The sequence below is a fragment of the Sediminicoccus sp. KRV36 genome (assembly GCF_023243115.1).
Classification (GTDB): domain Bacteria; phylum Pseudomonadota; class Alphaproteobacteria; order Acetobacterales; family Acetobacteraceae; genus Roseococcus.
Genome location: NZ_CP085081.1, coordinates 13,437 through 33,073 on the forward strand (window position 1 = coordinate 13,437; position 19,637 = coordinate 33,073).

Here is a 19,637-nt window from a genome sequence, read left to right on the forward strand (position 1 = left end):
CAGCCTCACGCGGCAGGTTCAGCGGGAATCTTCAGGATGGCGCCGGAGCAGGCGGCGCTGCACCGCTTCCAGATAGCGCGCCCAGGGCCGGCCGGCGAGGAGAAGCCATGCGGCGCCAGGCCCCGGAGCGACATGGCGCCGGCCACGATCCGCCGCCGCCAGGATCCGGCCGGCGACGAAAGCCGGGCTCAGCGCCGTGTTGCCGGCGGCGAAGCGCCGGGTGAAGGCGGGCCGCCTCGTGCGCTCCTCGGCCAATTGGGGGGTGTCCGTATCGGGGGGGAAGGCCGTCAGCACCCTGACGCCATGCGCCCCCAGTTCGAGAGCCAGGATATCCCCGAGGCCCCGCACCGCCCATTTGGAGGGCGCATAGGCGCTGTAGCCGCAAAAGGCGCCCAGCGCCGCCGCCGAGGATATCAGGATGATCTGCCCCCGGCCCGCCCGGGCCATGGCGGGCGCCAGGGCATGCACGACATGGAGCGTGCCCAGGTAATTGGCCTCCCATTGCGCGACATGTTCGCCCAGCGGCTGATCGAGAAACCGCCCGGGAATGGCCAGGCCCGCGCTGGTGACAAGCCAATCCGGCGCGCCACGCCGCGCCACCAGGGCGCCCATTGCCGCCGCGACGTCCTGGCCCTCGCGCACATCCAGCGCCAGCGCTTCCACATCGCCAAGCCCGGAGAGCGATGCCGCCGTCTGGGACAGCCGCGCCGCGTCGCGCCCGATGATCACCACCTGGCAGCCGCGACGCAGCAGCGCCTCGGCCAGGGCGAGCCCGATGCCGCTGGAACCACCGGTGATGAGACCCCACGGAGCAGCGCGAAGCGGCTCTGGCGGCATGGCTTGATCCTGTCACGACGCCGCCACGCGGGGCGGAACACCTGCAGGATGGGGCGGCGGCGCGCCCCTTGGAAGTGGGCGGGGGGTGGCGGATGTCGCGCCATGCGCGATTCACGGCCCGGGGGGGCCTGGATGAATTTGTAACGGGTCGAGGCTGGTCTATATTGCGAAGGCTTGCTTTGATGGGAATGACCGCATTTTTCGAGACGACCTGATTTGGGGCTACTTCAAGCGGGTTGGTGAAGGTCTCGTCGCGTTCCGGCACTGTCAGCAGCCATTTTTGCCTTCTGGAAAAAGCGTTGATCCTGTCATTCCCTGATCCGATTGAAATTCTCGGCCTGAGCCTGCGCCTGCCTGGCGCGGCCGATCTGCAAGGGCTTTGGTCCCTTCTGGAGCAGGGAAAATCCTCGGTCCAGGATGTCTCCCCGCCCGATCGCTGGCGGCCGGAGCGCTTTCTCAGCCCGGATCCCCTGGCGCGCGGCACCACCTACACCTTTGCCGGCGGCTATCTGGATGGCGCCCTGCAATTCGACGCCGCCGCCTTCGGCATCTCGCGCCGCGAGGCGGAGCAGATGGACCCGCAGCAGCGCACCCTGCTGGAAGTCACGTGGGAGGCGCTGGAGGATGCCGGCATCGCGCCCTCCCGCCTCGCGGGGCGACGGATCGGCGTCTATGTCGGGGCCTCGGCGACGGATTACGCGGATGTGCCGCTGCTGGATGTCGGCGCGGTGGATTCGCACTTCATGACGGGCAACAGCCTGGCCATGGTCTCCAACCGCATTTCCTACGCGCTGGACCTCAAGGGGCCCAGCCTGACGATCGACACCGCCTGTTCCTCCTCGGTCGTCGCGATGGCGCAGGCGGCCGCGGCCCTGCGGGATGGATTGATCGAATTCGCCATTGTCGGCGGCGTGAACATGCTCTCCTCGCCGGCGCCGTTCATCGGCTTTTCGCGGGCCGGCATGCTCTCGCCCACCGGGCGCTGCCGCCCCTTCTCGGCCCAGGCGGATGGCTATGTGCGGGCCGAGGGTGCCGTGGTCATCATCCTCGCGCGGGCGGGCGAAGCCATTGGGGGGGGGCGGCCGCGTGCCGTGCTGCACGCCATCGGCGTGAATTCGGATGGCCGGACCAACGGCATCTCTCTCCCCTCCCTCACCGGCCAGAGGGACCTGCTGGAGGCGCTTTACCGCGAGGCCGGGATCGCCCCGGATGCCCTGGCCTTCGTCGAGGCGCATGGCACCGGCACCCGCGTCGGAGACCCGATCGAGGCGCGGGCCATCGGGGAATCGCTGGGCCGCCACCGGCGCCTGCCGCTGCCGGTCGGCTCGGTCAAATCCAATGTCGGTCACCTGGAATCCGCCTCGGGCATGGCGGGCCTGGCCAAGGTGGTGCTGTCGCTGGAGCGGCGGCGCTATCCGGGAACGCTGTATCTGGAGGAGGTGAACCCGGATATCGACGTGGTGGCCCTGGGGCTGGCGCCCGCCGCCAGCGCCGTCGAACTGGCGGCCAGCGGGCCGCTCTTGGCCGGGTTGTGCAATTACGGCTTCGGCGGAACCAATGCGCACGCCATCCTGGGTAACGTGAACAAGCCGGCCACGCAGCCGGCAGCCGCCGCGCCATCACGCTTCCTGGTGATCTCGGCCCATGGCAAGGCCGCACTCAAGCACCTCGCCGCCGCCCATCTGCCCGCGGTGGAGGAAGCCGGCGCCGCAGCCGTGGCGACCGAGATCCGCCTGACGCGGGAACGCCTCGCGCATCGCCTGGTCATTGATCTTGCGCAGGGCGGCGATGTGGCCCAGGCCCTGGCCAACCCCGAGCTGCCGCGCCCGGATGTGGCGATGGGCGAGGCCATTGCGCGCCGGGCGCGCGTCGCCTTCGTCTTTTCCGGCAATGGCAGCCAGTGGCCGGGCATGGGGCGCGCGGCGTATCGCGGCAATGCCACCTTCCGCACCGTGTTTGATGAGCTGGCGGCCGGCATCCGCGCGGCCGGCGGGACCTGCCCGCTGGAGACGATGGAGGCCGAGGATGTCGCCATCCGGCTGACCGCCACCAGCGCCATGCAGCCGCTGCTCTTTGCCATCCAGGTGGCACTTTGCGCCGCCCTCGCCGCGGATGGGCTGGTGCCGGAGGTCGTGCTCGGCCACTCCGTGGGCGAGGTGGCGGCCGCCGCCGTCTCTGGCGCGCTGGCCATGCCGGATGCGGTGCGGCTGATCGTTCAGCGCAGTGCGCATCAGGAGCCTGTGCGTGGCCTGGGCGGCATGGCCGTGCTGGGCTGCGATGGCGAGCGCGCGGCCCAGATCATCGCGGCCAGCGGGCATGGCGATGGGGGCGGCGCGCTGGAGATCGCAGCGCATAACGCGCCGAGCTCCACCACCATCTCCGGCGAGACGGATGCACTGGCCGCGGTGGTGCAGGCCGCGCGGCGGGCCCGCATTGCCACGGTCACCCTCGATATCGCCTACCCCTTCCACAGCCGCGCGCTCGATCCCGAAAAGGCGGGCACCCTGGCCGCGCTGGCCAGCTTGAGCCCGCGCGAAGCGCGCATCCCGATGATTTCGACGGTCACGGGCGCCAGGATCGACGGCAAAGCGCTGGGTGCCGCCTATTGGTGGGAGAATATCCGCGCACCCATCCTGTTCCAGGCGGCGATGGCCAGCGCCCTGCCCGAGGCGGATCTTTTCGTCGAGATCGGCCCGCGCCCGATCCTGCTCTCCCTCCTGGCGGAAAACGCCCGGCATGCCGGCGCCCGCGCCGCCGTGATGGGGACGCTGAACCAGGCGCCACGCTCCGACGAAGCCGACCCGGTCGCGCGCATCATCCTGGAGGCCATCGCCAAGGGCGCGCCGATCGGCCTGGAAACCGACGGCATGCCCATAGGCGAACGGCTGCTGCCGCAGATGCGCTGGGACCGCCAATTCTACCTGATCAACGAGACGACCGAGGCCTATGGCGTCTATGGCTCCAGCTTCCGTGGGGTTCCCACCCATGTGCTGATCGGCTCGCGCCTCGCGCCGGGCGGCACGGAATGGCGGCATGTGGTCAGCATCGAGGCGCAGCCTTTTCTCGAAGGCCACCGGGTGGATGGCGAAGTCGTCATGCCGGCCACGGCCTACATGGAAATGATGCTGGCGGTTGGCCGGGAGGTGCATGGAACCGCCCGGCTGCGCATCCTGGATCTCGATATCCTGCGCGCCCTCTCGCTGGAGCCGGGCAGCCCGCGCGAACTCAGCATCCTGTGGAACGAAGCCAGCCGCCAGGTGGAAATCCGCTCCCGCCCGCGCTTTGAGGCGGCGAATGCCTTTGTCCTGCATGCGCGGGGCGTTGTCCTGGTGGAGCAGGCGGCGACACCCACCCCGGAGCTGCCCCCACAAGGCGGCGTCATGCATGGCCAGGCCAGCCTCTACGCCGCGGCGGAGATGTGCCGGCTAGGCTATGGCGGGGCGTTTCGCGTGGCGCTGTCGGCCCGCGTCACCGGCGCGGTGACAGTCACCGAGCTTGCGCCGGTGCCGGCCGATCTGGGCTTCTTCACCGATACGCAGGTGATTGATCCACCGAGCTATGACGCGGCGTTCCACGGCATTTTCCTGGGCGTCCCGCAGCAACCGGGGCAGGTCCTGGGCGAATTGCCGATCCGGATCGAGCGGCTTTCGCTGTACCGGCCAGGCACCCCGATCACCCGCTCCGTCGCGCGGCTGGTGCGGCAGACGACCGATGCGCGGGTCTTTGACTTGGACCTTCTCTCGGCCGAGGGCGAACTCGTCGGGCAGGGTTCCGGCCTGGTCATGCGCCGGCTGCTCATGTCCTCCTGGCGGGAGGCGGATCGCATCGTCCAGACCCATGGCGAAGCCTGGCAGGCGGGGCCGTTGGGGCTGGAGGAACGCCTTGCGCAGGTGATGGCACGGCGCCCTGAGGAGGATGCCGCGCTGGCCGCCGCACGGCGCGATCTCGTGACCCTGGCCGGGGAAATCGGCGCGCATGTGGTGACCAGCCTGGCCGGGCAGAGATTTTCCGCGCCGGATCAAGGTGGCCTGATCGCGCCGGAAGGCGCCGTGGTCTGGCGCGCGCTGATCGACAGCCTCTGCGACATGGGCCGCATGACCGAGGCTGAGGAGCATTTCCAGCTGGATGCTCCGCCTGGTGACGCGTCACTGGCGCTGGCGGAGTTTGCCCGCCGCCATCCCGGGGCCAGTGCCGATCTGCGCCTGGCCGCGCTGGCGCTGGATGCCTTGCCGGCGCTGCTCACGGGCGGCCAGGTCAGTCTGCCCCCGCCCGAATTGCTGGAAGCGCTGGATGCGGCGTCGCTCTTTGCCGCACCGAGCCATGCGGCCCTGGCCGGCATCATCGAGGAACTGGTGCAGGGGACCGCGCGGCCCCGCTTGCGCGTCTTGCTGCTGGAGCCGGGGCTGGGCGGGCTGCTGGAGCGGTTGCTGCCCCTGGTCAGGCTCGGGCGGCTCTCGCTCTCCGTCCTGACGGCGGACCAGCCGGGTGGGGAGAGGCTGCTGGCCAGGCTTGGCGCGCGCGAGCTTGTCGGCTTGCGCAGCCCGGATTCGGGCGCCGATGGACGTGGCCATGATCTTGCGGTGTGCGCCGCCGTCACGCCGCTGGATGGCGGTGAACCCAGCCCGCTCGACCTGCTGGCCAGCCTGGGTGACGCAGCGCCACCCTTGCTCGTTGCCATCCCCGCGCATGATCCGGCGATCGATATCCTGCGGGCCACGCTGCCGGGCTGGTTCCGGTTTTCCCTGACGCCCGAAATGCCGGTGGGTGCCTGGCCCTATCCGTCCGAGGCGGATGAGGCCCTGGCGTCGCGCGGCTTCATCGCGCGGCAGAGCCGGCAGGAGGGCCCTGATGGCGCCCGCCTGATCCTGGCCCACCGGGCGCGGCGCGCGGAGCGCAAGGCCGATCCCACAAGCTTCGCAGTCTGCGTGACCGGCCATGCGCCAGAGGAATTGGCGCCGCTGCGCGAAGCGCTGCCGGGCTTCGAGCTTCGGCCGGCGGCGGATGCGGCGGAAGCGGCGGCGCTGGCGTCCGGCTTGCTGGCGCCCCTCGATTATGCCGTGATCCTGCACGCGACGCAGCTCGACCTGCGTGGCGCGGATGAGCGTGACGCCCTCGCGGCCGGCATGCTGCGCCTGCGGGAGCTGGCGATTGCGCTGAGTGATTCCGGCACCGCCTGCCGCCTCTATGTGGTGGTGCATGATGCGGGGCAGGCCGCGGCCCAGGCCATGGCGGCCTTCGTGCGCTGCCTGATGAATGAATTCGCGGCGGTGGATGTCTGCCTGCTGCGCGCATCCCCCGGTGCGGACCTCGCGGCGGCGCTGCGCCTCCACATCGCGCAGCCTGTCCTGGAGCGGGAGCTGCTGGTCGGTGCCGAGGGCATCCAGGTCCCGCGCGCCACACGCCAGCTCACCCAGGCCCCCCGCGCGCTGGAAGCCGGCGAGCGCAGCCTGCTGCGGATCGGGATGCGGGGGCTGGAGGACCTGGCCTGGAGCATCGCGCCGCGTGCCGAACCTGGCCCCGGCGAAGTCGAGGTGGAAGTGGCCGCGACCGGCCTGAACTTCCGTGATGTGATGCTGGGCCTGGGCGTTCTGGATACGGAAATCCTGGGCGAAGGGCTGACCAGCGGCTCCCTGGGCTTTGAATTTGCCGGCCGCGTCGCCAGGATTGGCGAGGCTGTCGCCGGGCTTGCGGTCGGTGACGCGGTGATGGGGTTCGGCGCCCAGGCCTTCGCCTCGCATCTGACGCTCCCCGCGGCGCAGGTCTTCCCCGCCGGCGAGGATTTCACCACCGAGACCGCGGCCTCCATCCCCGTGGCCTTCATCACGGCCTGGTACGGGCTGATCGAGCGCGGCGGGCTTCGCCGGGGTGAAACAGTGCTGATCCAGGGTGCGGCGGGCGGCGTCGGCATGGCGGCCTTGCAGGTGGCCAAGGCGCATGGCGCGGTGGTGATCGCTGCGGCCGGGACGGCCGAGAAGCGCGCGCTGCTGCGCCGCCTGGGGGCCGATTTCGTCGTGGATTCACGATCCGCCGATTTCGAGGCGGCGGTCCTGGCCCTGACGGGCGGCGTGGATCTGGTGCTCAACTCGGTGGCGGGTGACGCCATGCGCGCCGCGCTGCGCCTGGTGAAGCCCTTTGGCCGCTTCATCGAGCTGGGCAAGCGGGACTACCTGGATAATACGCGCCTGGGCCTCCGGCCCTTCGTGAAGAACATCACCTATATCGGCGCCGATATTGACCAGCTCCTGGCGCATGACCCGGCCCTCATCCGGCGGATGCTGGGCGCCGTGATGACGCTGCTCGAAGCCGGGCGGCTGACGCCGATCCCGCATCTGGCCTTCGAGGGCGCCCGCGTGGCGGATGCCTTCCGGCTGATGCAGGCCTCCTCCCATATCGGCAAGATCCTGGTGCGGCCGAGCCTGGTGGGCCTGCCGCCAGCGCCCCCGCCGGCGGTGTTCGAGCCTGCGGCGGGCGTGCATGTGGTCCTGGGTGGGGCCGGTGGGTTTGGCCTGGAGACCGCCCTTTGGCTGGCGGCACGGGGCGCGCGCAGCGTCGTCGTCGCGTCCCGCCGGGGCGAGGTTGAGCCCGACCAGGATGAGCGCGTCGCGCAGGCGCGCGCGGCCGGCACGGATTTCCGGGTGGAGCGCCTGGACGTGACCGAGGCCGACGCGGTGGCGGCCGCCTTTGCCCGCTGGCGGCGCGAATTCGGCGCCATCGCGGGCGTGATCCACACCGCTATGGTGCTCGAGGACGGGCTGATCCTGGGGTTGACGCCGGAGAAGATCGCTCGGGTCCTGGCCCCCAAGGTGGCCGGAATCCGCGCCATCGAGGCGGCGCTGACCGATGACCGGCTGCAATACCTCGTCGCCTATTCCTCGACGACGACCTTCGTCGGCAGCCCGGGGCAATCCGCCTATGTGGTGGGCAACGCCTTCCTGGAGGGCGTCATGATGGAAATGCGCGGGCGTGGCTGGCCCGCCTTCGCGGTCTGTTGGGGGGCGATTTCCGACGTCGGCGTCATCGCGCGGACCAGGGGGCTGGGCGAACGGCTGCGGGCGGCGACGGGCGTGGCCGGGGTGACCTCGGCCGAGGCGCTGGACCATCTGGCGGGCCTGCTGGCCGCACCGGCCGAGGCGCCGGTGGTGAGCGCCTATTCGGTGATCCGCTGGACACCGGCCGCCAATAAGCTGGCCGTGCTGCGTTCCCCCTATTTCGCCGAGGTGTTTGCCGAGGTGGGGCAGGCGGGTGACGCCGGCGGCACGGAGATCCCGGATTTCGCCTCGCTTTCCCCGGAGGAGGTGACGGCAGCGCTGCTGGAGATGGTGCGGGGTGAAGTCGCGCGGATTTTGAGGCTTCCGCCGGATGCCGTTGATCTGGACCGGCCGCTGATCGACATCGGCCTGGATTCATTGATGGCCCTCGAATTGCGCCTGGGCATGGAAAAGCGCGCGGGGGTGGAGTTGCCGATGACGAGCATGGGCGGGCATCGATCTGTGCGGGACCTGGTGGACCGGATGGCTCAGATGTTGCCCTCTCGCCGGTCTCATTAATTGTTATGTCCTTGATATCAGGGACATAGGCGCCGTCCTGACTCTTTGTGGATGAATTTCAAGATTGTTGCGCTCGCGGCTGTGGCCTGTTCAGCGACTGCCCACCAAGGAATGCTAGGCCTTGACGCATATTTCATGCATATAAAAAACATGAAAATTCACCACTTCGTCTTTTCGTTGCCTGCGCCCTGTATTATGAGACATTTTTAGTCGGGCAGAAGGTTCATCAGGTCGGAGCGACACCCGTTGGTTCATCGCAGGTTCAGGCTTTTGAGTTTATGCATATTTTTCAGTCGAGGAGGCAGGGTAGATGAACTTCAGGTCTCCTGTCGCAGGGCTGGAACTCAGCAATTCGAGCCCTGATGAGCAGGGTGAAGCGGCCTCTCCTGGCCTGAGAAGCGGCCGTCGCCAACCGCGAAGCCGCGCGTTGCGGCCTGGTGCGGTCCAGCATGACACCTCCTTCGAGAGCCTGCCCGCCTATCAGGAAATCCTGATGGACCGGCGGATCGGCCCGGCGCTCGGCTTCACCAATCCGTATTACCGTCTCCATGAGGCTCGGGCCGGGGTCACGACCACGATCGACGGCCGGGAACTCCTCAACTTCGCGAGCTATGACTACCTGGCGCTGAACGGGCACCCCGAAGTCATCGCCGCCCATCGGGAGGCGGCGGATCGCTATGGGACCAGCGTCTCGGCCAGCCGGATCACCGCGGGCGAGCGTCTGGTCCATCGTGACCTCGAAGCCGCACTCGCCGAGCTGTATCAGGCGGATGACGGTGCCCTCTTTGTCAGCGGCCATGCCACGGCGGCTTCGATCATCGAGACCATCCTCGGCCCCAAGGATCTGCTGATCCATGACTCGTTGATCCATAACTGCGTGGTGGTCGGGGCCAAGGGTGCGCGATGTCAGCGCAAATCCTTCCGACACAATGACCTGGATGACCTAGAATCCTACCTGACGCTGACGCGTCACCTGTTTGACCGCGTGCTGATCGTCTCCGAGGGCTTGTTTTCCATGGATGGCGACGGGCCGGACCTGTTCCGCCTCGTTGAGATCAAGGAGCGCTTCCAGGCCTGGCTGATGATGGATGAGGCGCATGCGCTGGGCGTCATCGGCGCGACCGGCAAGGGCATCGCCGAGCATGCTGGCCTGGACCCGCAGCGGGTGGATATCTGGTTCGGCACCCTGTCCAAGGCCTTGGTCGGATGCGGCGGATATGTCTGTGGCTGCCAGGCCTTGATTGATATCCTCAAGGCGCGGGCACCCGGCCTGGTCTACAGCGTCGGCATGCCGGCACCTGTGGCGGCGGCGTCGCTCAAGGCGCTGGAGATCATGCGGCGGGAGCCGCAGCGCGTGGCCGTGCTGCAGGCCAACGGAGCCCATTTCGCCGCCGGTGCGCGGGCGCGTGGCCTTGATATCGGGACCAGCTGGGGCTTCGGGGTCACGCCGGTCATCCTGGGGACGGATATCCGCACCTTCCGCCTCGCGCAGGACCTTGAGCAGCATGGCGTCTATGTGTTCCCGGTGATCGCGCCTGGCGTGCCGCAGGGCAGTTCGCGGGTGCGCTTCTTCCTCTCCGCCGCTCATGACACGGCGCAGATTGACGCGGCGCTTGATGCGGTTGTGACGCTCCTCGATCGCCAGTGATCCCCAGACGAATCAATTCGGGCATCCTCGCGGAACCCGAGGGACGGGTCCTTGATGTCCTCGTGGCCCTCGTGCCCCGTTGGGTCAGCCCCGATATGCTCACCGGGCTCGGGATTTTTGGCGCGATGCTCGGGTGCCTGGGCTTCGCGATGGCGCTGACCAGCGGCGTCTCGCTCTCGCTGGTGGCTGCCGGTTTCGGGTTGAACTGGCTGGGCGATTCCCTCGATGGCAGGCTTGCACGCCTGCGGCGCACCGAGCGCAGGATTCAGGGTTTCATCCTGGATAACGGCGTGGACCTGATCTCCTATCTGCTGTTGGCGCTTGGCTTTGCGATGTCGGGCCTCGTTTCGCTGCCCATCCCCTTCCTGCTGCTGTCGCTTTATGTGCTGCTGAGCAACCTGGCGCTGGCGCGCCTGCTGATCACCGGCGTCCACGACCTTGCGATTGATGCGGTGGGCACGACGGAACTGCGTGTCGCCTTTGTGGGCCTTGCGGCTCTCCTGTTCGGATTTCCTGAGTTTTTCAGGGCCTTGATCCCCCTGCTGGAGATCACTGTCCTGGATTTCCTCTCGCTGTTCTGGGCCAGCCTGATGCTGCTGAACTTCGTCATCGTGCTGCGGCGCGATATTCGCAACGCGCGGCAGGCCGATGAAAGCCTGGCCAGCCGGCTGGCCCGTGACCCCGAAAGCCTTCCACCATGAGCATCTGGCGCCAACACACCACGCCCGACGAGATCCATGCCCGTGCCGAGGGCACCATCAACGGCCTGCTCGGGGTTCGCATCACCGAAATCGGCACCGATTTCGTGCGCGGTGAAATGCCGGTGGATGAGCGCCATGTGCAGCCCTTCGGCATCATCCATGGCGGCGTCTCCGTCGTGCTGGCGGAAACCTTGGGCAGCCTCGCTTCCATGATGGCTTGCGAGCCGGGTTTCATGGCGGTGGGGCTCGAGATCAATGCCAACCACCTGCGCCCATTGGCCAAGGGCGGGCGTGCCTTCGGGCTGTGCCGGCCGGTCCGCATCGGGCGCAGCGTCCATGTCTGGAATATCGAGCTGCGGCGGGAGGATGGGGAATTATTCTGCGTCTCCCGCCTGACCACCGCGATCATCGAGAGGAAGACGCCCGCATGACCAAGCCCCGGATTGCGCTGATCGGCACGGGGGGCACCATCGGCTCGCTCGGCCGGGGCCCCTTCGACATCGCGGATTACGCGACGCTGGGCAATGTGATGGATGCCGACCAATTGCTGGCCTATTGGCCCCAGGTGCATGAGGTGGCGGATGTGGTCGCGGTGAAATACGCGGCCGTCCCCTCCACCGCGCTGGGTCCGAAGCATTGGCTGGAGCTTGTGCTCCTGTGCGATCGCGTGGTGGCCGAAATTCCGGGCCTGGATGGCATCGTCATCACCCATGGCACCGCCACGCTGGAGGAGACGGCCTATTTCCTCTCCCTCACGGTCAAGGTCGAGGTGCCGGTGGTGGTGGTCGGTGCGCAGCGGCCCTCCTCGGGGCTGTCCTCGGATGCCGGGATGAACCTGGCCAATGCCTGCCGCGTGGCGGGTGATCCGCGGGCGCGGGGCCTGGGGGCGCTGGTGCTGCTGAATGACGAGATCCATGCGGCGCGTGAGGTCACCAAGACCAGCACCTCCCGCCTGCAAACCTTCCGCAGCCCGGATTTCGGCTGCCTGGGCCATGCTGATGCCGATGCCATCGCCTGGTATCGGCGCCCGCTGCGCAAGCTGGGGCGGGAGACCGAGTTCGATGTGCGCAAGCTCAGTCAGTTGCCGCGCGTGGATATCGTCTATTGCTATGCCGGTGCCGATGGCGCGGCGGTGGAGGCATTCCGCGCGGCCGGGGCCGATGGCATGGTCTCCGCCGGGTTCGCGCCGAGCTTCGTCACCCCGGCCCTGGGCGAGGCCATGATCGCCGCCATTGCTGCCGGAACGCCCATCGCCGCCAGCACCCGGGCGGGGTCGGGGCGGATGTTCTACACCACCCGCATGCGGGAAGCGGGCTTCCTGAACGCCGACAACCTCAACCCGCAGAAAGCGCGCATCCTGTTGATGCTGGGGCTGACCGTGACGCGCGATCCGGCGGAGCTGAACCGGATGTTCGCCGAATACTGACTGGCCTCAGCCCAGCGTTCCGAAGCCTTCGCGCCATGCCTCCGGCATGGGGGCGGGGCGGCGGGTGGTGCGATCCGTGAAGACGATCACGCTTTCGGCCGTGGCAAAGCAGCGGCCATTCTCGAACAGCGATTGCGCGATGGTGATGGAGCTGTTCCCCACCTTCGCGATGGCGCTGCCGATCCGCACCGTGCCGGGGTAATGCACCTCCGCCAGATACTCGATGATGACGCGGCGCAGCGCGGAGCCCAAGGCCCTCTCGCGCGGAATGCCCGCCACCGCGGAGATGATCTCGCCCCGCCCGGCCTCGCACAATGCCGCGATCGAGGCGTTGTTCACATGGCCGTTCAGGTCGGTGTCCTGGATGCGGAGCTTTTCCTCCGTCCAGAAGGGGAAATCAGAGCGCACGCAATCCCGCATTGGTGATGCTGATCTGGCTGGCGCGGCAGATATCAACGTTGCGGATTTCGGCCGCGCGGCCGTTCTGCCACACCACGCGGAAATCATAGGGACGGGCATTGGCCAGCCGCACATTGGAAGCAGCGCCGGGGCGCAGGACATTCTGGCCGAGGCGATCCGGACCCCAATTTCCGATGGATGTCGGCGTATAATGCAGGTTGAACACCGTGGCGGAGGAGTTGTTCACGAAGCGAATGCTCGTATCGCAGTTGATGATGCCCGAGGCGACCGGCCCGGAGGCAACAGGCTGGCGGGTATCAGGCGTGCAGGCACCGAGGAGAACGCCCGCGGCGAGCAGGGCCATGACGGATGATTTCATCACAATTTTTATCCCTGGGACGATTGTGGCACTTGTGTAACCAAATGTCCCAGGTTGACAAGATGGCAACCCTGCTCAGGGAAGGTTGATTCCAAAATTACCGACGCTGACCTGCGTGCCCGAGCAGATGGTGATGCGCCTGCGCTCCACCGCCTGCCGGTCCGCCCAGAAAAGCCGCATGTCATAGACGCCCGGCGCGGACGCCCGCAGCGTGCTGGTCCGGCCGGGAGACAGCACTTCCTGCCCCAGCATGTCGGGGCCCCAATTCGTCAGTGCCGCATCGCGCAGATGGATGCGGGAGATGATCCGTGTCGAAGCGTTGGTCACGCGGAAGCTGCCATCGCAGGCAGGCCCACGCGGGGTGGCCGCTGCGGTGCCGGCGGCCCGGGGCTCGGGCGGTTCGGCGGCGCAGCCGCCCAGGCCGAGAGCGCCCAGTCCCAGGGCGCCGAGCAGCAGCGCCGCTGGCCAGGGCTTCATGCGCGCCCGGCGGCCTTGTCAGCCTCATAGCGCGCCTTGTTCTCGGCATTGGCGGGGTAGAGGCCGGGGAGCGCCATGCCGGCATCCACCTGCGTCATGATCCAGCCTTCCAGGCGTTCCTGCTCGACGCTTTCCTCGGTCACGGCCTCGACCATGGCCTGGGGGATCAGCACGCAGCCATCGGCGTCACACACCACGACATCGCCCGGGAAGACGGCAACGCCACCGCAGCCGATGGGCTCCTGCCAGGACACGAAGGTGAGGCCCGCAACGGAGGGGGGTGCCGCGCCGCCAGCGCACCAGACCGGCAGGCCCGTGCCATTCACACCCGCCACATCGCGCACCGCGCCATCGGTGACGAGGGCGGTGACGCCGCGCTTGGCGAGGCGGGCGCACAGGATATCACCGAAAATCCCGGCATCCGCGACGCCCATGGCATCGGCCACGGCGATGCAGCCTTCCGGCATGGCTTCGATGGCCGCACGGGTGCTGATCGGGCTGGACCAGGAGGCGGGGGTGGCCAGATCCTCGCGCGCGGGGACGAAGCGCAGCGTGAAGGCTTCACCCACCAGGCGCACATTCTGCGCGGCCGGCGTGAAGGGCGCGGCCTTGCGCATCCAGACGTTGCGCAGCCCCTTCTTGAGCAGCACGGTTGTCAGTGTCGCGGTGGTGATCTTCTCAAGCTTGGCTTTGGTCGCGGCGGAAAGCGCCATCGTCATTCTCCCGGGGCTATCTCGCGCTTTTCCGCCCGGAAGGCCCGTGCGTCAATCGGATGGCGCGCCCAGTGTCCTGCTCCTCAGGCATGAAGGTGCAGGAAACGAGTTTCCTGCCGGGGTCCAAGGGGCAGCACCCCTGGGCACCTGCCTAGAGAAAATGCGCCGGCACCAGCCCCTTCGCGCGCGCCCCCCGCGCCAGCTCCTCACGGTCATCCGGATGCGCCAGGCCGATGATCGCCTTCGCGCGTTCCGGCACCGAGCGCCCCTTGAGGTTCACCATCCCGTATTCGGTGACGACGAACATCTGGTCGGAGCGTGGCGTGGTGACGACATTCCCCGGCGTCAGATCCAGCACGATGCGGCTGCGGCGCTGGCCATGCCGCTCATAGGTGGAGGCCAGGCAGATGAAGGATTTCCCGCCCTTCGAGGCATAGGCCCCGCGCACGAATTGCGCCTGGCCGCCCGTGCCGCTGATATGCCGGTGGCCCGCGGATTCCGAGGCCGCCTGGCCCTGCAGATCCAGCTGGGTCGTGTTGTTGATCGCCACCACGCGGTCATTGCGGGCGATGGTGTCCGGCAGGTTGGTATGATCCACCGGGCGGCACAGGAAATCGTCATTCCCCCGCAGCGTGTCATAGCTGGCGCGGCTGCCCAGGCAGAAGCTGTAGGTGAGCAGGCCCTGGTCAAACGCCTTGCGCCCGCCGCTGATGCGCCCCGCGCGATACAGCTCGATCAGCCCGTCATTCAGCATCTCGGTGTGCACGCCGAGGTCCTTCACGCCGGATTCCAGCAACAGCGTGGTCACGGCATTGGGCATGCCGCCAATGCCCACCTGCAGGCAGGCGCCATCCTCGATTTCGGCGGCGATGAGCCGGGCCACGGCGCGGTCCACATCGGTGGCCCGGGCGTTCGGCAATTCGGGCATCGGCGTGTCATCGCCCTCGATGACGACATCCACTTGGCTGTGATGCACCCGCACATGCGTGCCCACCGCGGCCGGCATGTCGGGCGTGATTTCGAGGATGAGGGTGGTGGCGCGCTCGATCACCGCCGGGTGCCAGAGGCTGATCGGGCCGAGGTTGAAAAACCCCTCCGCATCCATCGGCGCCGCCTTCAGGATGGCGATGTCCACGCGCTCGATGAAGCGGCGATAATAATCCGGGATTTCGCCGAGATGGCAGGGGATGTAGTGGCACAGGCCGGCATCATGCTGCTTCCGGTCATAGCCGGAGAAATGCCAGTTGTAGCAGGCGAAATGCGCGCGCCCGGGGTCGGCTTCCAGCACGGCGCGGGGGCGCATGCTGAGGCAGTTGCGGATGTTCACGCCGTGCAGTTCCGCCTTGCGCGCGGCCAGGGCGCGGTCAAAGGCGTCGGGCTGGTTGAAGGTGGCGCCGTAATCGAGCCAGTCACCGGACTTCACCAGTGCCGCGGCCTCTTCCGGCGTCATCTGGCGCGCTGCGCGGCCGGCTGTCCGTTGGATCATCGCCATTCCTTCATTCGCGTGTGGCGCGCAGGCTGATGCCGAGGGGCAGCCAGGCGCGGTCCGGCCAGGTCCATAGCCCATCCGGACCGCGCACGAGCGACCGAAACATTTGCCAGGGGCAGCCGGGATGCTCCTTCAGCCATTCCAGGCGCAGCCCGGCATCGCGCAGCGCGCCGAGAATGTCGGAGAGGCTGTGCAGCCATTGCACCGTGTGGCTGTTGCTCAGCACGGCTTCAGAATCGGCATAGTCACGAAATTCATGGATCTCCAGCGGCCCGCCGCCGAAATAGGGCACATCCCATCCGGGGCGCCCCTGGGCATCGGCGGGTGCGGCATCGTCGAAGACCAGCGCCACGGGATGCGCCTCGGCGAAGAACAGCGCGCCGCCCGGCCGCAGCAACTGCGCGATGACACGTGCCCAGGCCCGGATATCGGGCAGCCAGCAGATCGCGCCCCAGCTTGTGAAAACCAGATCGTAACCCGTGCCGAGTGCGGCCGGCGCGTCATGGATGTCGGACTGCACGAAGCGCGCCTGCACGAGGCCGAGTTCGGCGGCGAAGCAGCTTGCCGCCGCAATGGCGGGGGCGCTGAAATCCAGGCCGACCACTTCGGCGGCGCCGCGCTGCGCGAGGCAGAGCGTGTCATCCCCCATATGGCATTGCAGATGGGCGATGCGCAGCCCGGCCACATCGCCAAGCCCCGCCTCGGCGATGGCATCCAGCCGCCCCTGACGCGCACGCAGATGGGCGCGGTCATACAGCGCCGAGCCGAGATGCAGCGGCACGCGTTCATCCCAGTTTGCCCGGTTCAGGCTGCGCCAATTCCCGCTCACGCGGTCTTCTGTTCCTTGATGCCGAGTTCGGCCACCATCCGCTCGCGCATGATGAATTTCTGCACCTTGCCGGTGACGGTCATGGGGAATTCCTCGACGAAGCGGATGTGGCGCGGGATCTTGTAATGGGCGATCTGCCCACGGCAGAAATCGCGGATCTCCTCCTCCGTGGCACTCTCGCCGGGCTTGAGGCGGATCCAGGCGCAAAGCTCCTCGACCATGCGCGGATCAGGCACGCCGATGACCTGCACCTCGGCGATCTTGGGGTGGCGGAACAGGAACTCCTCCACCTCGCGCGGGTAGATGTTCTCGCCGCCGCGGATCACCATATCCTTGATGCGGCCGACGATGTTGCAGTAGCCCTCGGCGTCGATCGTCGCCAGATCGCCCGTGTGCATCCAGCCTGCGGCGTCAATCGCCTCGGCCGTGCGTTCCGGCTCGTCCCAATAGCCCAGCATGACGCAATAGCCGCGGGTGCAAAGCTCACCCACAGCGCCGCGCGGCACCACGCGGCCTTCGGCATCCACGATCTTCACCTCGACATGCGGATGAATGCGGCCGACCGTGCCGATGCGCCGCTCCAGCGGGTCATCCACATGGGTTTGGAAACTTACGGGGCTGGTTTCCGTCATGCCGTAGCAGATGGTGATTTCGCGCAGGCTCATCTTCTCGATGGCCTGGCGCATCACCTCGATCGGGCAGGGGGAACCCGCCATGATTCCCGTGCGTAGCGAGGAGAGGTCGAAGCGCGCGAATTCGGGGTGGTTCAGCTGTGCCACGAACATGGTGGGCACGCCATAGAGCCCTGTGCAGCGCTCGGCCTCCACGGTCCGCAGCGTTTCGAGCGGGTCGAAGCCTTCGCCGGGATAGACCATCGCCGCGCCATGGGTGGTGCAGGCCATGTTGCCCAGCACCATGCCGAAGCAGTGGTAAAGCGGCACGGGGATGCAGATGGCGTCCTGCTCGGTCAGGCGCATGGTCTCGCCCACGAAGAAGCCGTTGTTCAGGATATTGTGGTGCGTGAGGGTGGCGCCCTTGGGCGCGCCGGTGGTGCCGCTGGTGAACTGGATGTTGATCGGGTCATCGCTCTGCAGCGCGCCGGCCTGGGCCTGCAGCGCCGTCTTGTCGGCCGATGCCATGAGCGTGGTGAAATTGACGAAGCCGGGCGCGGTTTCCGGGCCGATCTGGATGCGATGGCGCAGGCCGGGCAGGCGGGCGGGGCCGAGCGCATCCAGCATGGCGATATAGTCGCTGCTCTTGAAGCGCGTGGCCGTGATCAGCGCGAGGCATCCCACCTTGTTCAGCGCGTATTCCAGCTCCGACAGGCGATAGGCCGGGTTGATGTTCACCAGCACGAGGCCGGCCAGGGCAGTGGCATATTGCGTCAGCACCCATTCGGCATTGTTGGGCGACCAGATGCCGACGCGATCGCCGGGCCGCAGCCCAAGCGCCAGCAGATTGGCGGCAACATCCTCGGCGCGCGCCAGCAATTCGCCATAGCTCCAGCGAATGCCCTGCTGCCGGACGATCAGCGCCGGGCGGTCCTGCCAGCGCGTCGCTGCCGAGGTGAAATGCGCGCCGATGGTGGCGCCGATCAGCGGCGTGGCCGAAGCGCCATGCACGTAGCTCGTCTCGGTCTGGGTCAGCATGCCGCGATCCTTCGCAGTTGCGCCGTGGCCTGGAGGATCAGCACCTCGGGCGGGGCGGTGATGTCGAGCACCAGTGCCGCTTCATCCGGTGCGGGGGGTTCCAGCGTGGCGAATTGGCTGGCCATGAGGCTGGGCGGCATGAAGTGGTGCTCCCGCGCCGCCTGGCGCGCCGTGATCATGGCCGGCATCCCCGAAAGATGCAGGATGCGCAGCCCCGGCACGGCGGCGCGCAGACGATCCCGATAGACGCGCTTGAGGGCCGAGCAGGCAATCACGCCCCCCAGCTGCTGCGCGGCCAGCCAGGCACCCAGCGCATCGAGCCAGGGCCAGCGATCCGCATCGGTCAGCGGCGTGCCGGCCGCCATCTTCGCGACATTGGCGGGGGGGTGGAAGGCATCGGCATCCGCGAAGGGCAGCGCCAGGGCCAGCGCCAGCTGCGCGCCGATGGTGGATTTTCCCGAGCCCGAGACGCCCATGACCAGCACATGCAACATCATGGCTGCCGGGCCGGCCGGGTGGCGATGCATGACGGGAAGCGGCCCCGCCTCACCCCGGTTGCCCCTTCCTCGGGGCTTGGGGGCGGGGCTCCAGATGGCCGCCAAAGCCCTTGCGCATGGCGCTCAGCGCCTTGTCGGCGAAGCTGGCCTCCTGGCGGGAGCGGAAGCGCGCGAAGAGGGCGGCGGCGAGCACCGGGACGGGCACGGCCTGCTCGACCGCCGTATCCACCGTCCAGCGGCCCTCACCACTGTCGCTCACATGGCCGCTGTATTCCGCGAGGTCAGGGTCGAAGGCCAGGGCCTGGGCCGTCAGGTCCAGCAGCCAGGAGGAGACGACGGAGCCGCGGCGCCAGGCCTCGGTGATGTCGGGCAGGTCGAGCGGGAAGGGTGCGGCGCGCATCAGGTCCAGCCCTTCGGCCATGGCCTGCATCATGCCGTATTCGATCCCGTTATGGACCATCTTGGCGTAATGCCCGGCGCCATTGGGGCCACAATGGACATAGCCCTTGGCCGGCCTGGGGTCCCGCGCTTCGCGGCCCTCGGTGGGCAGGGCGCTGCCTTCGCCCGGCACCAGGGCAGCGAGCAAGGGATCGAGCCGGGCCACCACCTCGGCCGCGCCGCCGATCATCAGGCAATAGCCGCGCTTCAGGCCCCAGACGCCGCCCGAAGTGCCGATATCCAGGTAATGCAGCCCCAGCGCCTTGGCCTCGGCACCGCGCCGGGCGGAATCCTTCCAGAAGGAATTGCCGCCCTCGATGATCACATCGCCCGGGCTGAGCAGGGCGTGCAATTCCCGCAGGCAGGCCTCGGTGATTTCGCCCGCCGGGAGCATCACCCAGATGATGCGCGGCGCATGCAGCAGGGAGACAAGCTCCGCCAGGCTGCTGGCCCCGGTCGCGCCCTCGGCCACCAGTGTTGCCACCGCTGCGTCATCCCGGTCGAAGGCCAGGCCTTCATGGCCTGCGCGCATTACCCGGCGCAGGATATTGCCCCCCATCCGGCCGAGGCCGACCATTCCGAGCTGCATCGCGCTTCCCCCCGCTTTT

The 19,637-nt window shown here is 68.0% G+C and carries 15 protein-coding genes; 5 read left to right on the forward strand and 10 right to left on the reverse strand.

Annotation, left to right across the window (positions count from 1 at the left end):
• Window positions 1-18: 18 nt before the first annotated feature.
• Complete coding sequence (locus tag LHU95_RS00075) at window positions 19-837, reverse strand: SDR family NAD(P)-dependent oxidoreductase (RefSeq protein ID WP_248709353.1); 819 nt, start codon at window positions 835-837, stop codon at window positions 19-21.
• Window positions 838-1,136: 299 nt separating this feature from the next.
• Here LHU95_RS00075 and LHU95_RS00080 point away from each other — a divergent pair, with 299 nt between their 5' ends.
• From LHU95_RS00080 to LHU95_RS00100, 5 genes are all read left to right on the forward strand, one after another.
• Entirely contained in the window at window positions 1,137-8,384 is a 7,248-nt protein-coding gene (locus LHU95_RS00080) for a type I polyketide synthase (RefSeq protein ID WP_248709354.1), read from the forward strand.
• Window positions 8,385-8,811: 427 nt separating this feature from the next.
• Window positions 8,812-10,032: an aminotransferase class I/II-fold pyridoxal phosphate-dependent enzyme gene (locus tag LHU95_RS00085; RefSeq protein ID WP_248709355.1), complete on the forward strand. Its 1,221-nt coding sequence runs from the start codon at window positions 8,812-8,814 to the stop codon at window positions 10,030-10,032.
• Between the two features lie 62 nt (window positions 10,033-10,094).
• Window positions 10,095-10,733 carry a CDP-alcohol phosphatidyltransferase family protein gene (locus LHU95_RS00090; protein WP_248709356.1) on the forward strand — a complete coding sequence of 213 codons (639 nt, stop codon included), beginning with the start codon at window positions 10,095-10,097 and terminating at the stop codon, window positions 10,731-10,733.
• A complete protein-coding gene (locus tag LHU95_RS00095) occupies window positions 10,730-11,164 on the forward strand; it encodes a hotdog fold thioesterase (protein WP_248709357.1) in 435 nt (144 codons plus the stop codon). The genes LHU95_RS00090 and LHU95_RS00095 overlap by 4 nt, the downstream gene beginning before the upstream one ends.
• Window positions 11,161-12,159 (forward strand): asparaginase, encoded by a 999-nt coding sequence (locus tag LHU95_RS00100; RefSeq protein ID WP_248709358.1) that lies wholly within the window; start codon window positions 11,161-11,163, stop codon window positions 12,157-12,159. Before LHU95_RS00095 ends, LHU95_RS00100 begins: the two co-directional genes overlap by 4 nt.
• A gap of 6 nt (window positions 12,160-12,165) precedes the next feature.
• Here the strand turns inward: LHU95_RS00100 and LHU95_RS00105 are convergent, their stop codons facing one another.
• From LHU95_RS00105 to gnd, 9 genes are all read right to left on the reverse strand, one after another.
• Window positions 12,166-12,567, reverse strand: a complete 402-nt coding sequence (locus LHU95_RS00105; RefSeq protein WP_248709359.1) for a thioesterase family protein — start codon at window positions 12,565-12,567, stop codon at window positions 12,166-12,168.
• A complete protein-coding gene (locus LHU95_RS00110; RefSeq protein ID WP_248709360.1) occupies window positions 12,557-12,937 on the reverse strand; it encodes a hypothetical protein in 381 nt (126 codons plus the stop codon). The genes LHU95_RS00105 and LHU95_RS00110 overlap by 11 nt, the downstream gene beginning before the upstream one ends.
• A gap of 75 nt (window positions 12,938-13,012) precedes the next feature.
• Window positions 13,013-13,414, reverse strand: coding sequence for a hypothetical protein (locus LHU95_RS00115; RefSeq protein ID WP_248709361.1), 402 nt, complete (start codon window positions 13,412-13,414; stop codon window positions 13,013-13,015).
• On the reverse strand, window positions 13,411-14,127 hold the full coding sequence (locus LHU95_RS00120) for a ribonuclease activity regulator RraA (protein WP_248709362.1): 717 nt from the start codon (window positions 14,125-14,127) through the stop codon (window positions 13,411-13,413). Before LHU95_RS00120 ends, LHU95_RS00115 begins: the two co-directional genes overlap by 4 nt.
• A gap of 151 nt (window positions 14,128-14,278) precedes the next feature.
• Window positions 14,279-15,613, reverse strand: a complete 1,335-nt coding sequence (locus LHU95_RS00125) for an acetyl-CoA hydrolase/transferase C-terminal domain-containing protein (RefSeq protein ID WP_248709363.1) — start codon at window positions 15,611-15,613, stop codon at window positions 14,279-14,281.
• Window positions 15,614-15,623: 10 nt separating this feature from the next.
• Window positions 15,624-16,445 (reverse strand): class I SAM-dependent methyltransferase, encoded by an 822-nt coding sequence (locus tag LHU95_RS00130; RefSeq protein WP_248709364.1) that lies wholly within the window; start codon window positions 16,443-16,445, stop codon window positions 15,624-15,626.
• Window positions 16,442-18,091, reverse strand: coding sequence for an AMP-binding protein (locus LHU95_RS00135; protein ID WP_349292689.1), 1,650 nt, complete (start codon window positions 18,089-18,091; stop codon window positions 16,442-16,444). The genes LHU95_RS00130 and LHU95_RS00135 overlap by 4 nt, the downstream gene beginning before the upstream one ends.
• On the reverse strand, window positions 18,088-18,621 hold the full coding sequence (locus LHU95_RS00140; protein ID WP_248709366.1) for a gluconokinase: 534 nt from the start codon (window positions 18,619-18,621) through the stop codon (window positions 18,088-18,090). Before LHU95_RS00140 ends, LHU95_RS00135 begins: the two co-directional genes overlap by 4 nt.
• Before the next feature lie 19 nt (window positions 18,622-18,640).
• Entirely contained in the window at window positions 18,641-19,618 is a 978-nt protein-coding gene (gene gnd, locus LHU95_RS00145; RefSeq protein WP_248709367.1) for a phosphogluconate dehydrogenase (NAD(+)-dependent, decarboxylating), read from the reverse strand.
• Window positions 19,619-19,637 lie beyond the last annotated feature (19 nt).